Source organism: Alteribacillus sp. JSM 102045, assembly GCF_041949975.1.
Lineage (GTDB): Bacteria > Bacillota > Bacilli > Bacillales > Marinococcaceae > Alteribacillus.
This window is the reverse complement of record NZ_JBHFQG010000016.1, coordinates 60,867-81,160: the sequence shown is the minus strand read 5'-3', so window position 1 is coordinate 81,160 and position 20,294 is coordinate 60,867. Positions and strand designations below refer to the sequence as shown.

Annotated in this window: 15 protein-coding genes; 13 read left to right on the top strand and 2 right to left on the bottom strand. The window is 43.6% G+C overall.

All coding sequences use genetic code 11. The features are described from left to right. Window positions 1–293: transposase (locus ACE1TI_RS12220; RefSeq protein WP_375007855.1), on the bottom strand; the 293-nt coding region annotated here is incomplete at its 3' end. A 384-nt stretch (window positions 294–677) separates the two neighbouring features. Between ACE1TI_RS12220 and secA the strand changes: the two genes are divergently transcribed. The 8 genes from secA (at window position 678) to ACE1TI_RS12180 (ending at window position 9,944) form a co-directional block, all read left to right on the top strand. Beyond that, window positions 678–3,206, top strand: coding sequence for a preprotein translocase subunit SecA (secA, locus tag ACE1TI_RS12215; protein ID WP_375007854.1), 2,529 nt, complete (start codon window positions 678–680; stop codon window positions 3,204–3,206). Window positions 3,207–3,286: 80 nt separating this feature from the next. Beyond that, window positions 3,287–4,391 (top strand): peptide chain release factor 2 gene (gene prfB / locus ACE1TI_RS12210; protein WP_375007853.1). Its coding sequence is split into 2 segments (ribosomal slippage): window positions 3,287–3,358 and window positions 3,360–4,391, totalling 1,104 coding nucleotides; the frame shifts between segments, so codons are not numbered across the junction. 146 nt (window positions 4,392–4,537) lie between these two features. Beyond that, entirely contained in the window at window positions 4,538–5,323 is a 786-nt protein-coding gene (locus ACE1TI_RS12205; RefSeq protein WP_375007852.1) for an SDR family oxidoreductase, read from the top strand. A gap of 40 nt (window positions 5,324–5,363) precedes the next feature. After that, complete coding sequence (locus ACE1TI_RS12200; protein WP_375007851.1) at window positions 5,364–6,254, top strand: YitT family protein; 891 nt, start codon at window positions 5,364–5,366, stop codon at window positions 6,252–6,254. A 54-nt stretch (window positions 6,255–6,308) separates the two neighbouring features. Further along, window positions 6,309–6,632 carry a c-type cytochrome gene (locus ACE1TI_RS12195; protein WP_375007850.1) on the top strand — a complete coding sequence of 108 codons (324 nt, stop codon included), beginning with the start codon at window positions 6,309–6,311 and terminating at the stop codon, window positions 6,630–6,632. Window positions 6,633–7,031: 399 nt separating this feature from the next. Then, window positions 7,032–7,718, top strand: a complete 687-nt coding sequence (gene ftsE / locus ACE1TI_RS12190; RefSeq protein WP_375007849.1) for a cell division ATP-binding protein FtsE — start codon at window positions 7,032–7,034, stop codon at window positions 7,716–7,718. Continuing rightward, a complete protein-coding gene (ftsX, locus tag ACE1TI_RS12185; protein ID WP_375007848.1) occupies window positions 7,708–8,604 on the top strand; it encodes a permease-like cell division protein FtsX in 897 nt (298 codons plus the stop codon). Before ftsE ends, ftsX begins: the two co-directional genes overlap by 11 nt. A gap of 41 nt (window positions 8,605–8,645) precedes the next feature. Next, window positions 8,646–9,944, top strand: coding sequence for a murein hydrolase activator EnvC family protein (locus ACE1TI_RS12180; protein WP_375007847.1), 1,299 nt, complete (start codon window positions 8,646–8,648; stop codon window positions 9,942–9,944). A gap of 234 nt (window positions 9,945–10,178) precedes the next feature. On the opposite strand, the gene ACE1TI_RS12175 is transcribed toward ACE1TI_RS12180, so the two are convergent. Continuing rightward, window positions 10,179–11,297 (bottom strand): cysteine desulfurase family protein, encoded by a 1,119-nt coding sequence (locus tag ACE1TI_RS12175; protein ID WP_375007846.1) that lies wholly within the window; start codon window positions 11,295–11,297, stop codon window positions 10,179–10,181. Between the two features lie 356 nt (window positions 11,298–11,653). On the opposite strand from ACE1TI_RS12175, the gene ACE1TI_RS12170 reads away from it, so the two are divergent. The 5 genes from ACE1TI_RS12170 to uvrA all read left to right on the top strand — a co-directional run bounded on the left by ACE1TI_RS12170 (window position 11,654) and on the right by uvrA (window position 20,050). Next, window positions 11,654–13,138 (top strand): S41 family peptidase, encoded by a 1,485-nt coding sequence (locus ACE1TI_RS12170; RefSeq protein WP_375007845.1) that lies wholly within the window; start codon window positions 11,654–11,656, stop codon window positions 13,136–13,138. A 114-nt stretch (window positions 13,139–13,252) separates the two neighbouring features. After that, on the top strand, window positions 13,253–14,446 hold the full coding sequence (locus ACE1TI_RS12165; protein ID WP_375007844.1) for a PDZ domain-containing protein: 1,194 nt from the start codon (window positions 13,253–13,255) through the stop codon (window positions 14,444–14,446). Window positions 14,447–14,513: 67 nt separating this feature from the next. Continuing rightward, complete coding sequence (locus ACE1TI_RS12160) at window positions 14,514–14,738, top strand: hypothetical protein (protein WP_375007843.1); 225 nt, start codon at window positions 14,514–14,516, stop codon at window positions 14,736–14,738. Window positions 14,739–15,182: 444 nt separating this feature from the next. Continuing rightward, the gene (gene uvrB, locus ACE1TI_RS12155; RefSeq protein WP_375007842.1) at window positions 15,183–17,159 is read left to right on the top strand and encodes an excinuclease ABC subunit UvrB; all 1,977 of its coding nucleotides are present in this window, start codon (window positions 15,183–15,185) and stop codon (window positions 17,157–17,159) included. Between the two features lie 5 nt (window positions 17,160–17,164). Then, entirely contained in the window at window positions 17,165–20,050 is a 2,886-nt protein-coding gene (gene uvrA / locus ACE1TI_RS12150) for an excinuclease ABC subunit UvrA (RefSeq protein ID WP_375007841.1), read from the top strand. Window positions 20,051–20,294: the final 244 nt, after the last annotated feature.

Genomic DNA, 20,294 nt, shown 5'->3' with positions numbered 1-20,294 from the left:
CGGTAACTTGGTTCATACCCTTGAGCTAACCACATCATTCGGACACTATCTTTCAATAACCCTTCGATCTTTCTGCCAGAGAAAACAGATTGCGTATAAGCGCATAAAATTACCTTCATCATCATTCGCGGATGATAAGCCGGACAGCCTGTTTTACGCAAAAATCCAGTGAATGCTTCATCCGGAATACTCTCTACGACATCGTTGACGGCATAGGCTATATCATTTTCTTGAAGTTTTATTTCTAAATCTAACGGCAAAATGACTTGATTCATGGTATAATGTTTAAACATAAGGATACCTCCGATACTGTTTTGGTGTGTGTACTTTAACTTTATCAGAAGGTATCCTTTTTGCGTACTTCATTTTAGAATTTTATTAAAAAAAGAGTGGTACTCACCAACGTATTGGCGGGTACCACTCTTTTTAATTACTGGGTTTTGTCCCAGCCCTTCCTTTGGCCCGCCTCCTCGCCCCGTTGTAAGGAGCCGCGGAAACTGATAAAATGATGAATAAGTGTGAAAAGATTCTCCATATACTGGGAAGGGACTAAGCTTTACAAAATAGTACCTTCTTTAACTAAGAAAAGCGCAAGGCTTATCATGCGGTCCCTTTATGAACCGCACGCTTTTCAGATACATTCCGATAGACGGATAAGAGAGGACGATGATAGCGTCATGATCGGTTTACTAAAAAAAGTAATCGGTGATACGAATCAGCGAAGCTTGAAAAAACTGCAAAAAACGGTGGATGAAATAGAAAGTTACGCAGAAGAAATGAAACAGCTTACTGATGATCATTTGCAAGCTAAAACAGAAGAATTTAAAGAGCGTTATAACAATGGTGAATCTCTTGAAAAAATGCTTCCGGAAGCTTTTGCGGTCGTACGAGAAGCATCCACCCGTGTTCTTGGACTAACGCCTTTCCGCGTTCAGTTAATGGGGGCGATTGTCCTTCATGACGGCGACATTGCCGAGATGAAAACCGGGGAAGGGAAAACCCTTGTTGCTACGATGCCGGTTTATCTTAACGCTATAGCTGGAAAAGGAGTTCACGTCGTAACTGTCAACGACTATCTTGCCGGCCGTGACAGCGAAACGATGGGGGAACTGTACCGTTTTCTAGGCCTTAGCGTTGGGTTGAACCAAAAAGGAATGACAAAAGAAGAAAAACGGGAAGCTTATCTGGCTGATATTACCTATGGTACGAATAATGAGTTCGGTTTTGACTATTTGCGCGATAACATGGTGCTGTACAAAGAAAAAATGGTGCAGCGGCCACTTCATTTTGCAGTGGTCGATGAAGTGGACTCTATTTTAATTGATGAAGCGAGAACGCCGCTTATTATTTCGGGTTCTGTGGAGCAGTCGACCAAGCTGTATATGGCAGCAGATGCCTTTGTCCGCCGCTTGAAGCTGGATGAAGATTATACGTATGACGAAAAAACAAAAAATGTTCAACTGACAGAAGAAGGGGTTAACAAAGCAGAACAGGCATTTCAAATTGATAACTTGTTTGATCAAAAGCATGTGCAGCTCATTCACCATATCAACCAGGCGTTGAAGGCCCATGTTTCGATGCATCGGGACACTGATTATGTCGTTGATGAAGGACAAGTTGTTATTGTGGACCAGTTTACCGGACGATTGATGAAGGGACGCCGCTACAGTGACGGCCTTCACCAGGCGATCGAGGCTAAGGAAGGCCTGCAGGTGCAGAAGGAAAGCATGACTCTTGCTTCCATCACGTTCCAAAACTATTTCCGCATGTACGACAAGCTTGCCGGGATGACAGGTACTGCTAAAACAGAAGAAGAAGAATTCCGCAATATATATGGCATGAACGTCACGGCCATTCCAACAAACAAGCCGATTATTCGTGAGGATAAACCGGACATGATTTATAAATCCCGCGAAGGCAAATTTAAAGCCGTAGCAGAAAAAATAGAAGAGCTTTATAAATCAGGTCAGCCGGTACTTGTGGGTACGGTAAGTGTCGATACCTCCGAACTTGTTTCACGGATGCTGAAAAAGAGAAAAGTGCCCCATAATGTCCTGAATGCGAAAAACCATGAAAACGAAGCGAAGATTATAGAAGATGCAGGTCAAAAAGGAGCAGTTACGATTGCTACCAACATGGCCGGGCGCGGAACTGACATTAAACTCGGGGACGGCGTCACAGATATTGGCGGACTGTATGTAATTGGTACAGAACGTCATGAAAGCCGCCGTATTGACAATCAGCTGCGCGGTCGTTCCGGTCGTCAAGGTGACCCGGGTGCTTCTCAGTTTTATCTATCGATGGAAGATGAGCTGATGCGCCGGTTCGGTTCGGATAACATGCGTGGCATGATGGAGCGTTTAGGGATGGAAGAAGATCAGCCTATTGAAAGTAAGCTCGTGAGCCGGGCCGTTGAACAAGCCCAAAAACGCGTAGAAGGCCATAACTTTGATGCTCGTAAACAAATCCTTCAATATGATGATGTTATGCGCGAACAGCGCGATATCATCTATGCCCAGCGTATGGAAGTGCTCGAATCCGATGATCTCAGTAAAATTGTGAAAAACATGATTAAATCAGTAGTAGAACGAGCTGTTGCCTTGCATACTCCGGAAAGTACGGTACCGGAAGATTGGGACCTTGAGGCGCTAGTTAACTACTTGAAAGGAACCGTCCTTGCAGCGGATGATATCTCAGAAAAAGACGTTAAAGGATTAGAACCAGAGGAAATTACAGAGCTTGTATTAGAAAAAGTGTACGCACGCTATGAAGAAAAAGAAGAAGAAATGACAGCAGAAACGATGCGCGAATTTGAAAGAGTAATTATGCTCCGCGCCGTAGACCGTAAATGGATGAATCACATTGATCAAATGGACCAGCTTCGTCAGGGTATTCATCTGAGAGCTTATGGGCAGAATGATCCGCTCCGCGAGTATAAATTTGAAGGCTTTAACATGTTTGAAGAAATGGTAGAGTCCATTGAAGAAGAAGTTGCTACGTACGTGATGAAAGCACAAGTTCGCAACAACCTCGAACGTGAAGAAGTGGCGGAAGGAAAAGCTGTCCACGGCGACAACACGGAGCGCCAAAACACAAAACGGCGGCCGATTCGCAAAACAGAAAATGTCGGAAGAAACCAACCCTGCCCGTGCGGAAGCGGCAAAAAGTATAAGCACTGCCACGGCCGGCAGGAAGCAGCCCAATAATAAATGAAATGAGGGGGAGCGCGCCTCCTCCTCTTTTTTGCTTGAGAATAAACAATAAACTTTACACGAGGTGACTTGTTATGGATATGTCAGACATTCGCAATAATCTTTCTAGTATGGCTAAGCGTTTAGCGGACTTTAGGGGGTCTCTTTGACCTCTCTGAAAAAGAGGAGCGTATTGCGGAACTAGAAGAAAAAATGACCGAACCTGATTTTTGGGACAACCCGGATGAATCGAAAAAAGTAATCGATGAATCAAATGTATTAAAAGACACGGTGAACGGGTATAAAGAGCTTTCCACCATGTATGATGACCTTGAAGTGTCCTATGAGCTCGTCAAAGAAGAAGACGATGAAGACTTGAAAAAAGAGCTTGAAAATGGCGTGACAGAACTGAACCAGAAATTAAATGATTTTGAACTGCAAATGCTTTTAAGCGAACCTTATGATAAAAACAATGCCATCTTGGAACTTCACCCTGGCGCCGGCGGTACGGAATCACAGGATTGGGCAGAAATGCTTTTACGTATGTATAAGCGATGGGCCGAACAAAAAGGCTTTTCTGTAGAAACTCTTGACTATTTAGCAGGAGATGAAGCGGGGGTAAAAAGTGTAACGCTTCTTATCAAAGGCCACAATGCATATGGTTATTTGAAAGCAGAAAAAGGAGTTCACCGGCTGGTGCGGATTTCTCCATTTGACTCATCAGGCCGGCGCCACACTTCTTTTGTATCTTGTGAAGTGATGCCGGAGATGGGCGATGACGTCGAGGTAGAGATTAATACGGAAGACCTCAAAATTGACACGTACCGCTCCAGCGGGGCTGGCGGCCAGCATGTCAATACGACCGATTCGGCTGTGCGGATCACCCACCTTCCAACCAATACGGTTGTAACATGTCAAAACGAACGTTCTCAGATTAAAAACCGAGAACGAGCGATGAAAATGCTTAGAGCAAAACTCTATCAGCAAAAAATGGAAGAGCAGCAAAAAGAAATTAATGAAATCAGAGGGGAACAAAAAGAGATCGGCTGGGGGAGTCAGATTCGCTCTTATGTATTCCATCCTTATAATATGGTAAAAGATCATCGAACCAACCTTGAAATCGGTAATACGTCTTCTGTGATGGACGGAAATATCAATCCGTTTATTGATGAATATTTGCGTTCGAGCATGAAGGCTTAAAGCATTAGGGCCTGGCCCTGAAAAAGGGCCGGCTCGTCTTATTTATGCTCAACCCTTATGGGATGTACCATAAGAATTTTTAGATGGTGCATTTTTGTAAAGGGTTGCAAAAATAAAATTTTACCCATAGGTTGAGGAGGCTGAAAATGGATCTTGAATTAAAAGGGAAAGCTGCTGTGGTGTTAGCATCAAGTAAAGGGCTTGGTAAAGCATCTGCTAGACAATTTGCGCTCGAAGGAGCGAGGGTGATGCTTTCGGGAAGAAACGAAGAAGCGTTGGAGAAAACTGCCAAAGAAATTGAAACAGAAAGCGGCAGTCCGGTGTATTGGAAAACATGTGATGTCTCTAAAGCAGAGGATATCAAAGCACTAATGGAACAAGCCAGAGACAAAATGGGCCGTATTGATGTGCTCGTTAATAACTCCGGAGGTCCTCCTGCCGGTACATTTGCAGACATGAAAGATAGTGATTGGCAGCAAGCGTTTGAGCTGACATTGTTTAGTTTTATCCGCGCTATTCGTGCTGCGCTTCCTGAATTAAAAAAGAATGAAGGACGAATCGTAAATATTGCATCTTCTTCATTAAAAGAACCGGTGGACCATTTAATACTTTCCAACACTTTTCGCATGGGCATAGCGGGACTTTCGAAAAGCTTAGCAAGAGAGCTGGCGCCTGACGGAGTACTTATTAATACTGTAGGTCCTGGCCGGATTGCGACCGATCGTACCAAAACCTTAGATGAAAAGAAAGCAGAGCGCCTGGGCAAAACGCTTGCAGACGTTAGAGCCGAAAGTGAAGCTTCTATACCGGCAGGACGTTATGGAACCCCTGAAGAATTTTCTAAGCAGGTTGTTTTTCTTGGATCTGGAGCGAATACTTACGTGACCGGCCAAACATTACTGGTCGAAGGCGGAGCCGTAAAAGCATATTAAACGGCGGCAAATGAGCTGCTGACATCAGGAGGAATACGGGATGTGGAATTGGGATAAACGGCGGGAACCAATGCCGCAGAACGTGCAGCTGGTTCTCAATTCATTGTTTATTTTTTTAGGCTCAGCGATAGTAGCTGTATCTTATAACCTATTTTTGCTGCCAAACCGTATTGCCTCCGGGGGATTAAGCGGTCTTGCCACTATTATTTATGATGTGGCTGCAATTGAGCCGGCTGTTACCCTATGGTCTCTGAATATCCCGCTGTTTATCGCGGGAATCGTTCTTCTGGGAGGCTGGAAATACGGAGGAAAAACCTTAATTGGCACGTTATTTCTTCCGTTAGTGGTCTATATGACAAGGAATATTCAGCCAGCCGTAGATGATCCGCTGCTAGGTGCTTTATTTGGAGGTATAGGGGTTGGTCTTGGGCTAGGCTTAGTGTTCCGTGCGCATGCGTCTACCGGCGGTACCGACCTTGCCGCACAGATTATACATAAATATACTGGCATTTCACTTGGGGTCTGTGTGTTTGTTATGGATGGACTGATTGTTGCGACGTCAGCCTTTGTCTTCAGTCTTGAATTTGCCCTTTATGCTTTAATCGGTTTATTTGTAACTGGAAAAACAATCGATATCGTTCAAACAGGCGTGGGATATGCAAAAGTAGCGTTCATTATTACCGCTGCGGAAAACGAAGTACTGGACGTTATTTTAAATAAAGTAGACCGCGGCGTCACCAAATTAGATGCTCATGGGGGATATACCAACCACCCCCGGCCGGTATTAATGTGTGTAGTAAACCGAAATGAGGTCACAAAATTGAAACAATTGGTTCAATCTGTTGATTCTCAGGCTTTTGTGGTAGTGACAAACGCTGCGGAAGTACTTGGAGAGGGTTTTAAAAAAGAAATAGTAGGGTATAATAAGTGAGCGATATTTGGAAGAATTATCATTTATTAATTTGAACGAGGGAGGACAACCATCATGAAAAAATTTCTCATGGCGATCGCAGGCAGTGCCGTACTTATTCTTGGAGCCTGTGGAGGCGGAGAAGAAGACGAAGGTGAATCTGGCGGCGGTGAAGGCGGCGAGACATATGATGAAACAGCTGCTGAAGAAAGTTATCAAGCAAACTGTGCGCAATGTCATGGTGAGAACCTGGAAGGCGCAAGCGGTCCGGAGCTTCCAGGAGGACACTCTGAGGATGAAGTACGCGAAATGATTGATAATGGTGGAGGCGGTATGCCAGCAGACATCATTGAAGGCGAAGAAGCGGATAACGTCGCAGCCTGGGTTGCAGACCAATAATCGGTGTATATGGACCGGAATTTCCGGTCCTGCCCTCTCACGAAATCAAGACTTTTTTCCTACACTTTTTCTTTTTAATTATTACAACCCCTATGCATCATCAAACCCCTTTACTCTCACGATTTCACGACTTTTTTTTATTTCTCATTACCATTGAAACAAAAATGTAATACTTTTATAGCGTTTTTTCGGTTGGAAAGATGATATAATGTTTCAGTGGAAGATGACATAAACTTATCTTTCTTTACTTTTTTCAACAAAAAATTTCAAAACACCGATGACTCACTATATGCTTGGTACTGCCAAGTATCTTTTCATGTAAAAATATGTTCAGGAAGCAGCGGACAAGCACCTTTGTCGACCCAGCTTAGAAATTGTTTGCTTCAGGAAGTGATGAGTATGATAGAAATGATTGATGTGTCGAAAACGTATTCTAATGGTGTGAACGCCTTGAATAATATCGACATTCTGATTGAAAAAGGAGAATTTGTATACGTGGTAGGGCCAAGCGGTGCCGGGAAATCAACGTTTATTAAAATGATTTACCGTGAGGAGAAACCTTCAGAAGGAAGTATTGTGATAAACGGTTCGGACCTTACCACTTTGAAAGAAAAGCATGTACCGTATTTACGCCGTAAAATCGGGGTAGTATTTCAGGATTTTAAACTGCTCCCAAAGTTATCTGTTTTTGAAAATGTTGCTTTTGCACTTGAAGTTATTGAAGAACCACGCGACGTCATAAGAAAACGAGTTATGGAAGTGCTTGATATTGTTAAACTAAAAAATAAAGCACGATTTTTACCGGATGAATTATCAGGAGGCGAACAGCAGAGAGTATCTATAGCGCGTGCTATTGTTAACAAACCGCGTGTGGTGATAGCGGACGAGCCTACTGGAAACCTGGACCCGGATACCTCATGGGAGATTATGGATATCCTTGAGGATATTAACAGCCGGGGAACGACTATTTTAATGGCTACCCATAATCGCGAAATTGTAAACACGATCAAAAAACGGGTTATCGCGATTGATTCCGGCCGAATTGTTCGTGATGAGCTAAGGGGGGACTACGGATATGAAAGGTAGAACCCTTGTACGTCATGGAAAAGAAGGGATGAAAAATCTCGGACGCAATGGCTGGATGAGTTTTGCTTCCATTAGCGCAGTAACGATTATGCTGATGGTAGTTGGTGTCTTTTTAATTCTTATTATGAACATGAATCATTTCATGTCTTCTGTTGAAGAAGACGTAGAAGTTAGGGTTTATGTTGATTTAACAGCAACAGATGAAGACCAAGAAGAATTAGAAGAAGGACTCAAACAGATAGATAACGTAGAGAGTGTTACATATTTGGGAAAAGATGAAGGGCTTGATGAATTAATAGAAAGCCTTGGAGAAGAAGATAGAGAAGCGTTTGAGTCTCTTCGCGATGAAAATCCACTGAATGATGCATTTATTGTACATGCTGCCGATCCGCAGCTGACCGAGCAGGTTGCATCGGAGGCAGAGGAACTGCCTCACATAGACCGGGTCGATTACGGTGAACAGGTAGTTGAACAGCTGTTTAACGTGACCAATGTTCTTCGTACCATAGGCATTGTGCTTGTACTCGGGCTTATGTTTACTGCAATGTTTTTAATTTCAAATACGATCAAGCTGACGATCGTAGCTAGACAAAAAGAAATTCAAATTATGAAACTAGTAGGGGCAACAAACGGCTTTATACGCTGGCCGTTCTTTATAGAAGGCTTGCTGCTCGGTGTACTGGGAGCGGTACTGCCAATAGCCGCTATTATGGCGGGCTACCACTATCTTTATGATAACTTCGCAGATCGTTTGCGGTTGAATTTTGCAGAACTTCTGCCGGTCTATCCGCTGACCTTGCAGGTAACGCTTGTTCTCCTTGGAATAGGAGCGCTGGTCGGCGTTTGGGGAAGTCTTACATCCGTTCGTAAGTTTTTAAAAGTATAACGCTTTTGTTCATGGAAAAGTATAGAGGAGGAAAACTGGGGATGAGGAAACAAATAGTTAGGAGTTTAATTGCATTTGCTGTTATTACTGTCGGCTTTGCGTACGGAACTTCAGATAATACAGCAGATGCCAGCTCTGAACTAAGGCAGAAGCTAAGTGATTTAGAAGAAAAGCGAAACAGCAACAAAGCAGATTCAGAAGAAACAAAGAAAGAAATGGAAGAGCTCGAGGACGAAATAAAAAAAGTAGAAAAAGAGCTTCGCCAGATTGATGAAGAAATGACCGAGACGAACGAAAAAATTTCGGAAAAAGAAGACGAAGTAGAAGATACAGAAGAACGCATTGATGAACTGAAAGACCGCATCAAAGAGCTTGAAAAGCGGATTGAAGAGCGCGATGAGCTGTTAAAAGACCGGGTCCGCGCTATGTATCAAAACGGCGGTTCTGTTGATTATATAGAAGTGCTCATGGGAGCAAAAAGCTTCGGCGATTTTCTTGACCGAGTGTCTGCGCTGAACACCATTGCAGAACAAGATAGAGAAATTTTAGAGGCACATATTAAAGACCAGGAAGAGTTAGAAGAAGCAAAAGAAAAAGTAGAAGAAGAGTTAGCTTCTCTTGAAGAAAGCCTGGATGAATTGGAAAATTTAAAAGAGAAATTAGAAGAACAAAAAGAAGAAAAAAGTGATATTTTAGGCGATCTTGAAGAGGAGGAGGAGCTCTTAGAAGATGCTCTTATTTCGCTTGAGGACGAAGAAGAGCTTCTTAAGAAGCAGGAAGAAGCTGCTGAAAAAGAATTAAAAGCATACGAAAAACGCCAGGAAGAACGGAAGCAGCATGAAAGAGAACAAACCGAGAATTCATCTTTCGGATCCAGCGGCAGCAGCTCAGAAAGCAGTGCCAGTTCCAGCAGTGATGTACCACCAGATAGTGGAAGCGGGAAATTAACAAGACCTGCAACCGGTGCGGTAACTTCTGAATACGGTCCGCGCTGGGGCAGAATGCATCATGGTACGGATATTGGACAGGGCGGCCGTTCGAATGTACCAATTGTTGCAGCAGAGGACGGCACGGTTGTGCAGGCAAAATATATGAACGGCTACGGTAATACGGTGATGATTTCTCACCGCGTCGATGGCAAGCAGGTCACAACGCTTTATGCGCATATGTCGTCAATCAGTGCCTCCGCTGGAGAGAGTGTTTCTAAAGGAGACAAAATTGGCATGATGGGGAATACAGGTGCTTCTCAAGGTCCTCACCTTCACTTTGAAGTTCATGAAGGACCGTGGAACGGATCAAAATCCAACTCGGTAAACCCTCGTAATTACGTAGACTTTTAGAATAATAGAAAAGGAGTGTCTCCCTCGGAGGCACTCCTTTTTTATTGTTTAGGAAATTATGTTTTTACAAGTTGTGGATAACTATCACCATATTGTTTGATCCGCGTCTAACTTCAGCGCCCAGCCTCTCGGGGTTTAATAACCTCCAGTCATGAAAGGCAAAGAGCGCCTTTCATGACTGAAGAACATTTACCTGTCGAGGCTGAACATGGCGCTTGCGCTTTTGTTCCCAATCTATAAAACTTCTTTTAGTCTCTCCATTACAACACGAACATCTTTCTCCTCTGAATAACGCCCAAGGCTGAAACGGACAGCTCCTTTCCCGGTTTCTTCATCAACACCCATAGCTTCCAGCACAGAAGAAAGCTGAACTGTTCCAGAGTGGCAGGCGGCACCAGTGGAAGCGGCAAGCTCAGGAACACGCTCGAGAATTTCTTGTCCTGTGTACCCTATAAAACTGACATTTAATGTATTCGGCAGCCGCTGATTAGGATGGCCATTCAGGTGAACCAGGGAGCCAAATGTTTCTTGCAATTCTACCCAGAATTGATCTCGTAATTCTTTTATTCTTTTTATATTATGATCCTGTTTTGCAGATTCGCATGCTTGGCCGAGCGCTCCTGCAAGAATGACATTTTCCGTACCGGCACGTCTTCCTTGTTCATGTCCTGCCCCATGCATAAATGAAGGAAGTGTGCAGCCGCTTCGCATATACAGCGCTCCAATGCCTTTGGGTGCATAAATTTTATGGCCGGCAATCGTTAGAAAGTCAACACCCAGCTTGTCAACGTTCACTGGGATTTTTCCGAGAGATTGAGACGCATCTGTATGAAAAGGAATGCTGTGCCGACGGGTAATCTCTGCAATTTCTTCAAGCGGCTGAATGGTTCCGGTTTCATTATTGGCATGCATCACTGAAACAAGAATCGTGTTGTCTGTTATGGCTTTTTTTATATCTTCCGGATGAATTTGTCCATAAGTATCCGTATCAATATATGTGACAGAAACACCATGTTTTTTTTCTAGATACCTGCATGGTTCGAGGATGGCAGGATGTTCTGCTTTTGTAGTTACAATATGAGTTTTTTTCCTATGGTTAGCTTCAACAATACCTTTAAGTACATGGTTATTGGATTCGGTGCCGCCGCTTGTGAATATCACTTCTTCTGACGCTGCGCCTATCAAACTTGCAACTTGCTGCCGTGCTTTTTCTACAGCCATTTTAGCTGGAGAGCCGGCCCAGTGAGAAGCAGATGGGTTGCCGTAAGCGCCATCACCCAGATCATTAATAATTTGTTTCACTTCCGGAGCAAGCGGGGTGCTGGCATTAAAATCCATATATATTTTTTTCATTATACCCACCTTCCTTTTCTTTCACTGTACCTTTTTCTTTCAGTGCTGTGCAAATGAAAATAAAAATATAAATAAATTTTTAAAATGTCAGGTGAACGCCTAAATGGCAGCTTATCACTATTTTTAAGAAATAAAGAGAGAATAATGATGGACGTAAAGGAAGCTGTAAAAGCCCTGTCTATTATTATTTTGTTTTTCAATTATAGTATTTGTTGAGTGCATTTTTCATGCTAGAATAAAAGGAAGCAGAATGTATGAAAAAAAAGGAGCGGCGATTCTATTTGCTCTTTTCTCTGCATATAATAACTAGCTTGCAAGATACATGCTATGAAACAGAGCTGGGGTGGATAAACATAATGAAATGGAAAACAAAAGCGGCAGCAGCAGTTACCGGCGCTGTGTTAGTAGCAGGAGCTGGCGGTGTGTTTGCTGGAATGTCAATAAAAGATACAGAAGAAGACCCTTCCCGGTCTGCTTCTAATGCCAATAATCAAGTAGAGAACATTGAGCAAAGTGAAGAGTCGTCAGAAGCTGCAGAAGCAGGAATGGAAAAAATTGAACAAGTGTATCAAATGATTAACGAGCAGTATGTAGAAGATGTTGATGAAAAACAGCTGCTTGAAGGAGCTCTTGAAGGAATGGTAAAAGAGCTGGATGACCCTCATTCGGCTTATATGGATCAAGAAACAGCAAATGAGTTCAGTCAGTCACTTGAATCTTCCTTTGAAGGCATTGGTGCAGAGGTAAGCATGGTAGATGATATAGTGACGATTGTTTCACCATTTCGTGATTCTCCTGCTGAAGAAGCTGGGTTGCAGCCCAATGACCAAATTCTAAAAGTGGACGGCGAAAGTACAGAAGGCGATTCTCTGAATGAAACGGTACTTAAAATCCGCGGAGAAAAAGGATCCAATGTCACTCTCACTGTGCAGAGAGGCTCTTCGGACCCATTTGAGGTAGAAGTAGAACGCGATGAAATTCCAGTAGAAACGGTTCGTTCAGAAACGATAGAAGAAAATGGTCAAACAATCGGCCATCTTGAACTAACTTCTTTTTCTGAGAGCACAGCAGAAGAATTTGAAGAGCATTTAACCAAGCTGGAAGAAGAAGGTATGAATGGATTAATTGTGGATGTGCGCGGCAACCCGGGCGGATTTTTGAACAGTGTTGAAGATATAGGTGATTTAATTATCCCTGGTGGAGAACCAGTGGTTCAAATTGAAGATCCAAATGGAGAAACAGTTCGCTCCATTTCCAAGCTTGATGAAAGAAAAGATTATCCTATTGTCGGCCTTATTGATGAAGGAAGTGTATCTGCCTCTGAGATATTAGCGGCTGCCTTAAAAGAAGCAGGCGGTTATGATTTAGTTGGTGAAACTACTTACGGTAAAGGTACAGTGCAGCAATCGATGCAGCTTGGAGACGGCAGCGAATTGAAACTGTCTATGTTTAAGTGGCTCACTTCGGATGGAAACTGGATCAATGAAGAAGGGGTGGAGCCTACAATTGAAGTCAGGCAGCCAGAATACTTCTATTCAGCAGTTTTGGCGCCTGAGGAAGAATTGAAGCAGGAATCTGTCGGAGAACAAGTGAAAATAGCGCAGCAGATGTTGGAAGGGCTAGGGCACGATCCCGGTCGTACGGATGGCTATTTTGATGAGCAGACAGCTGAAGCTGTGGCATCCTTCCAGGCAGCCGAAGAAGACCTCGATGAAACAGGGATTATAGACGAAGAAACGGTCAGTCGGTTAAATCAGGATCTGCTTGAATTAATTCGTGATCCCGAAAACGATAAACAATTAGAAAAAGCACTAGAAGTAGTCAGCGAACAAACTTCTTAATGAAATGAGCGCTCTGCTGCGCTCATCCGCCCCATTAGAATATAATTTTTAATGTTGCGGTGTTATCTTCTAAGCATACGAAACCGATCCATCTACCATAAAGGAGATGCCGCCATGGATGTTTTTGGCATAGAAGTATTAAAAGGTCTGGGGCGTTTTTTTGCGCATCCGCTTACATATATTATTCCAATCACGATGTTTATACTTGGTTATGTTCGTGTGAAAAGAGAGAGGGCCGCTTTTCATACACGGGTGTATCAAGCGGTATTTGACGTTACCGCACCGCTTTTACCCGGTCTGCTGACTGGGATTGCACTATCTATTGTAATTTTTGCGACGGGTTTAACGGTGCCTTTTGCTTTTCTAGTACTGGTCGGAAGTATCATGTTTCTGTTTATCCTTCTTGGGAGAATCCGCTGGCTTTCTCCTTCCTATACTATTGGGCTGGCTATTATCTTAGCGTTGTTTTTACCGGGGATGGAGAGCGGCTACGGATGGGTGGACAGCTTATTGTCTGAGCTGGGACAAGCCGATTACCGTCCAGCTCTTGTACTCCTTACTGTGCTAATGCTTGCCGAAGGACTGCTCATATGGAGAAATGGCAAGAACCATACCTCTCCTATTGTAGTGAAAAGCTCACGTGGAAAATGGATTGGAGCACACCGGCTCCAGCGTATCTGGTTCATTCCGGCTTTCATTTTTGTTCCGGGCGGTACACTGGAAGCTTTGAACTGGTGGCCTGTGTTATCTATAGGGGATGAAGGTTTATCTCTTTCTCTCGTACCGTTTGCGATTGGAGTTAAATACAGTATATTTTCTACTCTTCCCTCAGCTGCTATGAAATTAGCAGGACAGCGCGTTATGGTACTAGCAATTATCACGGGGATAAGCACGGCAGCAGCTTTTTATGCTCCGGCTATGGTATTATATACAGCCATTTTTGCGGTGGCTGCAAGAGAAATACTCACACTCTGGATAAAAGGAAAAGAACGGTCTCACACCCCTTTTTTCCGATTACGTCAGCATGGTATCTGTATTCTTGGGGTGCTTCCTGAATCGCCCGCAGAAAAAATGGGAATGAAACCTGGCGAAGTAATAATGAAAGTAAACGGCCAGCCTGTAAACAATGAAAGTGAATTTTATGATTCTCTTCAGAAAAATTCTGCTTACTGTAAAGTAGAAGTATGTGATGTTCAAGGAGAAATCAGACATACTCAATCCGCAGTATATGACAATGAGCATCATGAGCTCGGTGTACTATTAGTAAAAGAACAGGATTTTCCGGAAATAATGACAAAAGAAGCGTAATAGAGGGGGAAAAACTAAAACTACTGGTAACTTCTCCTCTATTGAAGTAAAGAAGGACTGATGGTTTGTGGTGACAGTAGTGGGAGCGGTAATTCTCCCGTTTTTTCTTATCCTGGCAGGTGTGAGGCTTACCCACAGTTTTATTGGCGGCGTCTCTGTTGCTCTTATGGTGACAGCAGCATTACAGCCGTGGAACCTAGGGGTGGGAACGATGATTATAGCAGCTGTTTCTCTTGCTGCAGCCATTCCTGTAGGATGGCGAGTATCGAAACATCAGAAAACAGGACCTTAACGACGGAAAAAATTATACCGTCGTTTTTTGCACTTTTTGCACTGTTTAATTATAAAAAAGTTGTTGGGAACGGCCCCTCGTTTTTTTATATTCGTAAAAATGTTAGAAATAGACGGGCACGCGGACCCTTATTCCGTTATTTCATGTGAAATTGATGATTTTCTCAAAAAATACAGCCATTAGCGTAACTGAGGTCCTCAAGCACGTTAAATCAGTAAGAAAAGAAGAAATTAGCGGAACGTGAGTCCGCCTAGCGAACTGCTTACACGATTCAACCGTCCACTGCTTGAGATAAATATTGTTCAGCTCGCGGTCTTTCTGGAAAATAAAAATACGAACATATATTCGTAAAAATCGTTTAAATTGACGTGTTATGTGGTATAATGTATAAGCAGTATTGAAAAGATGTAAGTAGTGATTTAAACGAAGCGAGGGATAGGGCTCATGAATGAAACCTTTGATTTAGTTTCCAAATATGATCCGGAAGGGGATCAGCCTGAGGCAATTAAAGCTTTAACAAAAGGAATAAAAGAAGGCAAAAAACACCAGACATTGCTTGGTGCCACAGGAACGGGTAAAACATTTACTGTGTCCAATGTTATAAAAGAAGTTAATAAGCCAACCCTTGTCATCGCACATAATAAAACCTTGGCAGGACAGCTCTACAGTGAGTTTAAAGAGCTGTTTCCAAATAACGCAGTTGAATATTTTGTCAGCTATTATGACTATTACCAGCCGGAAGCATATATTCCACAGACGGATATGTATATAGAAAAAGACGCCAGTATAAATGATGAAATAGATAAATTGCGACACTCTGCTACGAGCGCATTATTTGAAAGAAATGACGTCATCATTGTCGCCAGTGTATCCTGTATTTATGGTTTAGGTTCGCCGGAAGAGTACCGTGACCTAGTGCTTTCTCTTCGTACAGGCATGGAAATGGAAAGAGATGACGTGCTCCGCGAACTCGTCGATATTCAGTACGAGCGTAATGACATAAATTTTGTGCGCGGGACATTCCGTGTGCGCGGTGATGTCGTAGAAATTTTTCCGGCTTCACGAGACGAACATTGCATTCGAGTGGAGTTTTTCGGTGATGAAATAGACAGAATAACGGAAGTGGACGCTCTTACCGGAGAAATTCTCGGAGAGCGCAATCACGTGGCGATTTTCCCGGCGTCTCACTTTGTTACGAGAGAAGAGAAAATGACGAGGGCAATTAAAAATATTGAAAAAGAACTCGAAGAACAGCTGGCTCATTTTCGGGAAAAAGGCAGAGAGCTGGAAGCCCAGCGCCTTGAACAGCGCACCAATTACGATATCGAAATGATGAAAGAAATGGGTTTTTGCTCCGGCATTGAAAATTATTCCCGCCATCTGACGTTTCGTAAACCAGGTGAATCTCCCTATACGCTCCTTGATTTCTTTCCAGATGATTTTTTAATAGTGGTCGATGAATCCCATGTGACACTTCCGCAGGTCCGTGGCATGTACAATGGAGACCGGGCCCGTAAAAGTGTATTGGTGGATCACGGCTTCCGCCTGCCGTCTGCAATGGACAACCGGCCGCTTCAATTCGAAGAATTTGAAAAACGTGTGCGACAGGCCGTGTATGTATCAGCTACACCTGGACCATATGAGCTTGAGCATTCGCCTGAAATGGTGGAACAAATCATCCGGCCGACCGGACTTCTGGATCCGACGATCGATGTTCGGCCGATTGAAGGGCAGATCGATGACTTAATCGGAGAAATTAATGAACGGAAAGACAGAAAAGAGCGGGTGCTTGTCACGACGTTAACAAAAAAAATGGCAGAAGATTTAACGGCTTATTTAAAAGAAGTTGGTATACGTGTAAAATATTTACATTCCGATATTAAAACATTAGAACGGATTGATATTATACGCCAGCTCCGGCTCGGAGAATTTGACGTACTCGTAGGAATCAACCTGCTCCGTGAAGGACTGGATATCCCGGAAGTTTCTCTCGTTGCTATACTCGATGCGGACAAAGAAGGCTTTCTCCGTGCCGAACGCTCGCTGATCCAGACCATGGGCCGTGCGGCAAGGAACGCTAATGGGCACGTTATTATGTATGCTGATAAAATAACAGATTCAATGGATGTTGCCATCAACGAAACGAACCGCCGCCGTGAAATACAGAAAGCCTATAATGAAAAACATGGTATTACTCCAAAAACCATTCAAAAAGACATTCCTGATTTAATTCAGGCAACGATCGCTTCTGAGGAAGAAGGGGACTTTAACAAGCCGGCCCTTGAAAAAATGAGCAAGAAGGAACGTCAAAAAGTAATAGACGAATTAGAAGCAGAAATGAAGCAGGCAGCCAGAGATCTTCAGTTTGAACGGGCTGCAGAGCTTCGTGATATGGTACTTGAATTAAAAGCGGAAGGATGACCTCTATGGCTCTTGAAAACTTACGAATAAAAGGTGCTCGTTCCCACAATTTAAAAGATATTGATGTGACAATCCCGCGAGATAAGCTGGTCGTTTTTACAGGGCTGTCTGGTTCGGGTAAATCATCGCTTGCATTTGATACGATTTACGCTGAAGGCCAGCGCCGCTATGTCGAGTCCTTATCTGCGTATGCCCGGCAGTTTCTAGGGCAAATGGATAAACCAGATGTCGATTCGATTGAAGGGCTGTCTCCAGCCATTTCTATTGACCAAAAAACAACAAGCCGTAATCCCCGCTCCACGGTGGGCACGGTAACGGAGATATATGATTACTTACGGCTTTTGTTTGCAAGAATAGGCCGGCCTGTCTGTCCGAAGCATAATGTTGAGATCTCGTCTCAAACGGTGCAGCAGATGGTGGACCGTATGCTTGCTTACCCGGAGCGTACCAAAATGCAGATTCTCTCTCCGCTTGTGTCAGGGCGGAAAGGAGAGCATGTGAAGGTTCTTGAAGACCTGAAACAAAGAGGGTTTGTCCGTGTCCGGGTTGATGGTGAAATGCGGGAAGTCAGTGAAGAATTTAATCTTGAGAAAAATAAAAAGCATGACATCGAAGCAGTTGTGGATCGCATCGTAATTAAAGATGGCGTAGAAACCCGTCTTGCTGACTCTCTGGAAACTGCTCTTGATTTAAGCGGAGGAAAAGGGCTAATAGATGTAATTGGAGAAGAGGAACTGCTGTTTAACCAGCACCACGCTTGTCCATATTGCGGCTTTTCTATAGGAGAGCTTGAGCCGCGTTTGTTTTCTTTTAACAGTCCGTATGGCGCGTGCCCAACGTGTGATGGTCTTGGCAGCAAACTTGAAGTGGACGAAGAGCTTGTTATTCCGGATTGGGAGCGGACGATTAGAAACCATGCGATCGCTGCCTGGGAGCCGACCAGCTCTCAATATTATCCGCAGCTCTTAGAATCCGTTTGTCACCACTTTGGCATCGACATGGACGTGCCTGTTAAAGATATTCCGAAGCAGCAAATGGACATTATTTTACACGGAAGCGGCAGAGAAAAGGTTACTTTCCGGTATGAAAATGACCGGGGCACTGTAAAAGAACGGCAGATTTATTTTGAGGGAGTATTACGGAATATATCCAGACGCTATCACGAAACAGTATCTGATTATATCCGCGAGCAAATGGAACAATATATGGCACGCAATCCGTGTCCGACTTGTAAAGGCTACCGCCTCCGCAAAGAAAGTTTAGCCGTGAAAGTAGCGGGCAGTCATATCGGCCAAACGACAGAGCTTTCTGTGAAAGATGCAAAGAGTTTCTTTGAAAACCTGGAACTAACCGAGAAAGAACTCGCGATTGCTCGCTTAATCCTGCGTGAAATTGAAGAAAGGCTCAGCTTTTTAGTAAATGTCGGGCTTGATTATTTAACCTTAAGCCGTTCAGCCGGCACACTGTCCGGAGGAGAAGCGCAGCGAATAAGGCTTGCCACCCAAATAGGTTCCTCTTTAATGGGCGTACTTTATATACTGGATGAGCCTTCAATTGGGCTTCACCAGCGCGATAATAATCGTTTAATCCGTACGCTTGAGAGAATGAGAGACCTTGGTAATACTTTGATTGTCGTGGAGCATGATGAAGACACAATGCTGGCGGCTGACCACATTGTAGATATCGGACCGGGGGCAGGTGTGCACGGGGGCTATATCACCTCTGAAGGAACCCCGGACGAAATAAAAGAAGACGAGAAGTCCTTAACCGGACAGTATTTATCCGGCAAAAAATTCATCCCGCTTCCAGCAGAACGCAGGGAGCCGCAAGGACGCTGGCTTAAAATAAAAGGAGCAAAAGAAAACAACCTTAAAAATACCAATGTAGATATCCCGCTCGGTCTGTTTACTGCTATCACCGGTGTTTCAGGTTCCGGAAAAAGTACATTAATCAATGACATCTTATACAAATCTTTGTCTCAAAAGCTGCACCGCGGCAAAGAAAAGCCGGGGAACCACAAAAAAATTGAAGGAATTGATCAGCTTGAGAAAGTGATCGATATTGACCAGTCCCCTATCGGCCGAACGCCGCGTTCTAATCCGGCGACATATACCGGAGTTTTCGATAATATTCGTGAAGTATTTGCGATGACGAACGAAGCAAAAATGCGCGGTTATCAAAAGGGACGCTTTAGCTTTAATGTAAGAGGCGGCCGTTGTGAAGCATGTAAAGGAGACGGCATTATAAAAATTGAAATGCATTTTCTGCCGGATGTATACGTCCCATGCGAAGAATGCGGCGGAAAAAGGTATAATCGTGATACTTTAGACATACGGTACAAAGGGAAGAATATCGCTGATGTGCTCGCTATGACAGTAGAAGAAGCACTCACATTTTTTGAAAATATCCCGAAAATTAAACGTAAAATCCAGACGCTCTTTGACGTAGGACTCGGTTATATTAAACTTGGCCAGCCTGCAACGACCCTTTCCGGAGGAGAAGCACAGCGGGTGAAATTGGCCAGTCAGCTGCACCGCCGCTCTACTGGTAAATCACTGTATATTCTGGATGAACCGACAACTGGTCTCCATATAGACGATATTGACAGACTTTTGACGGTGCTTCAGCGTCTTGTAGAAAATGGAGATACCGTTCTTGTTATTGAGCATAATTTGGACGTTATTAAAACAGTAGACTATATCATCGACCTTGGTCCGGAAGGCGGTGACAAAGGCGGGAAACTTGTGGCAAATGGACCGCCTGAAGAAGTCGTGAAAGTAAAAGAATCTTACACGGGCTATTATTTAGAGCCGATTCTAGAAAGAGAACAAAAACGAATGGAAGAAAAGCTATTACAAGCCGAGCAGGTAGCTGAGCCATCGTCTTCTTAATAATAAGCTGTCTCAAAAGCGCAAGAAATATGAGGTTGCCGTACAAACTGTAATGGAAAACCAGCTATTTCTCCTGTGCCTTTGAGGCAGCTTTTTTCATCATTTCATCATAGAAAGGAGACAAAAAACAGACAGCAGGGGGAGTGGAAATCCGTCTCCAGTCGGAAGAAATGTTGAAACGAAAACGATATCTTAAACGTAAGAGTTACTACCGAACAATGATTTTAAAACGTATTAGTAACAC

Coding starts and splice junctions, on each gene's coding strand:
- secA (WP_375007854.1), top strand. CDS start 678: ATGATCGGTTTACTAAAAAAAGTAATCGGTGATACGAATCAGCGAAGC.
- ACE1TI_RS12205 (WP_375007852.1), top strand. CDS start 4,538: ATGGATCTTGAATTAAAAGGGAAAGCTGCTGTGGTGTTAGCATCAAGT.
- ACE1TI_RS12200 (WP_375007851.1), top strand. CDS start 5,364: ATGTGGAATTGGGATAAACGGCGGGAACCAATGCCGCAGAACGTGCAG.
- ACE1TI_RS12195 (WP_375007850.1), top strand. CDS start 6,309: ATGAAAAAATTTCTCATGGCGATCGCAGGCAGTGCCGTACTTATTCTT.
- ftsE (WP_375007849.1), top strand. CDS start 7,032: ATGATAGAAATGATTGATGTGTCGAAAACGTATTCTAATGGTGTGAAC.
- ftsX (WP_375007848.1), top strand. CDS start 7,708: ATGAAAGGTAGAACCCTTGTACGTCATGGAAAAGAAGGGATGAAAAAT.
- ACE1TI_RS12180 (WP_375007847.1), top strand. CDS start 8,646: ATGAGGAAACAAATAGTTAGGAGTTTAATTGCATTTGCTGTTATTACT.
- ACE1TI_RS12175 (WP_375007846.1), bottom strand. CDS start 11,297: ATGAAAAAAATATATATGGATTTTAATGCCAGCACCCCGCTTGCTCCG.
- ACE1TI_RS12170 (WP_375007845.1), top strand. CDS start 11,654: ATGAAATGGAAAACAAAAGCGGCAGCAGCAGTTACCGGCGCTGTGTTA.
- ACE1TI_RS12165 (WP_375007844.1), top strand. CDS start 13,253: ATGGATGTTTTTGGCATAGAAGTATTAAAAGGTCTGGGGCGTTTTTTT.
- uvrB (WP_375007842.1), top strand. CDS start 15,183: ATGAATGAAACCTTTGATTTAGTTTCCAAATATGATCCGGAAGGGGAT.
- uvrA (WP_375007841.1), top strand. CDS start 17,165: ATGGCTCTTGAAAACTTACGAATAAAAGGTGCTCGTTCCCACAATTTA.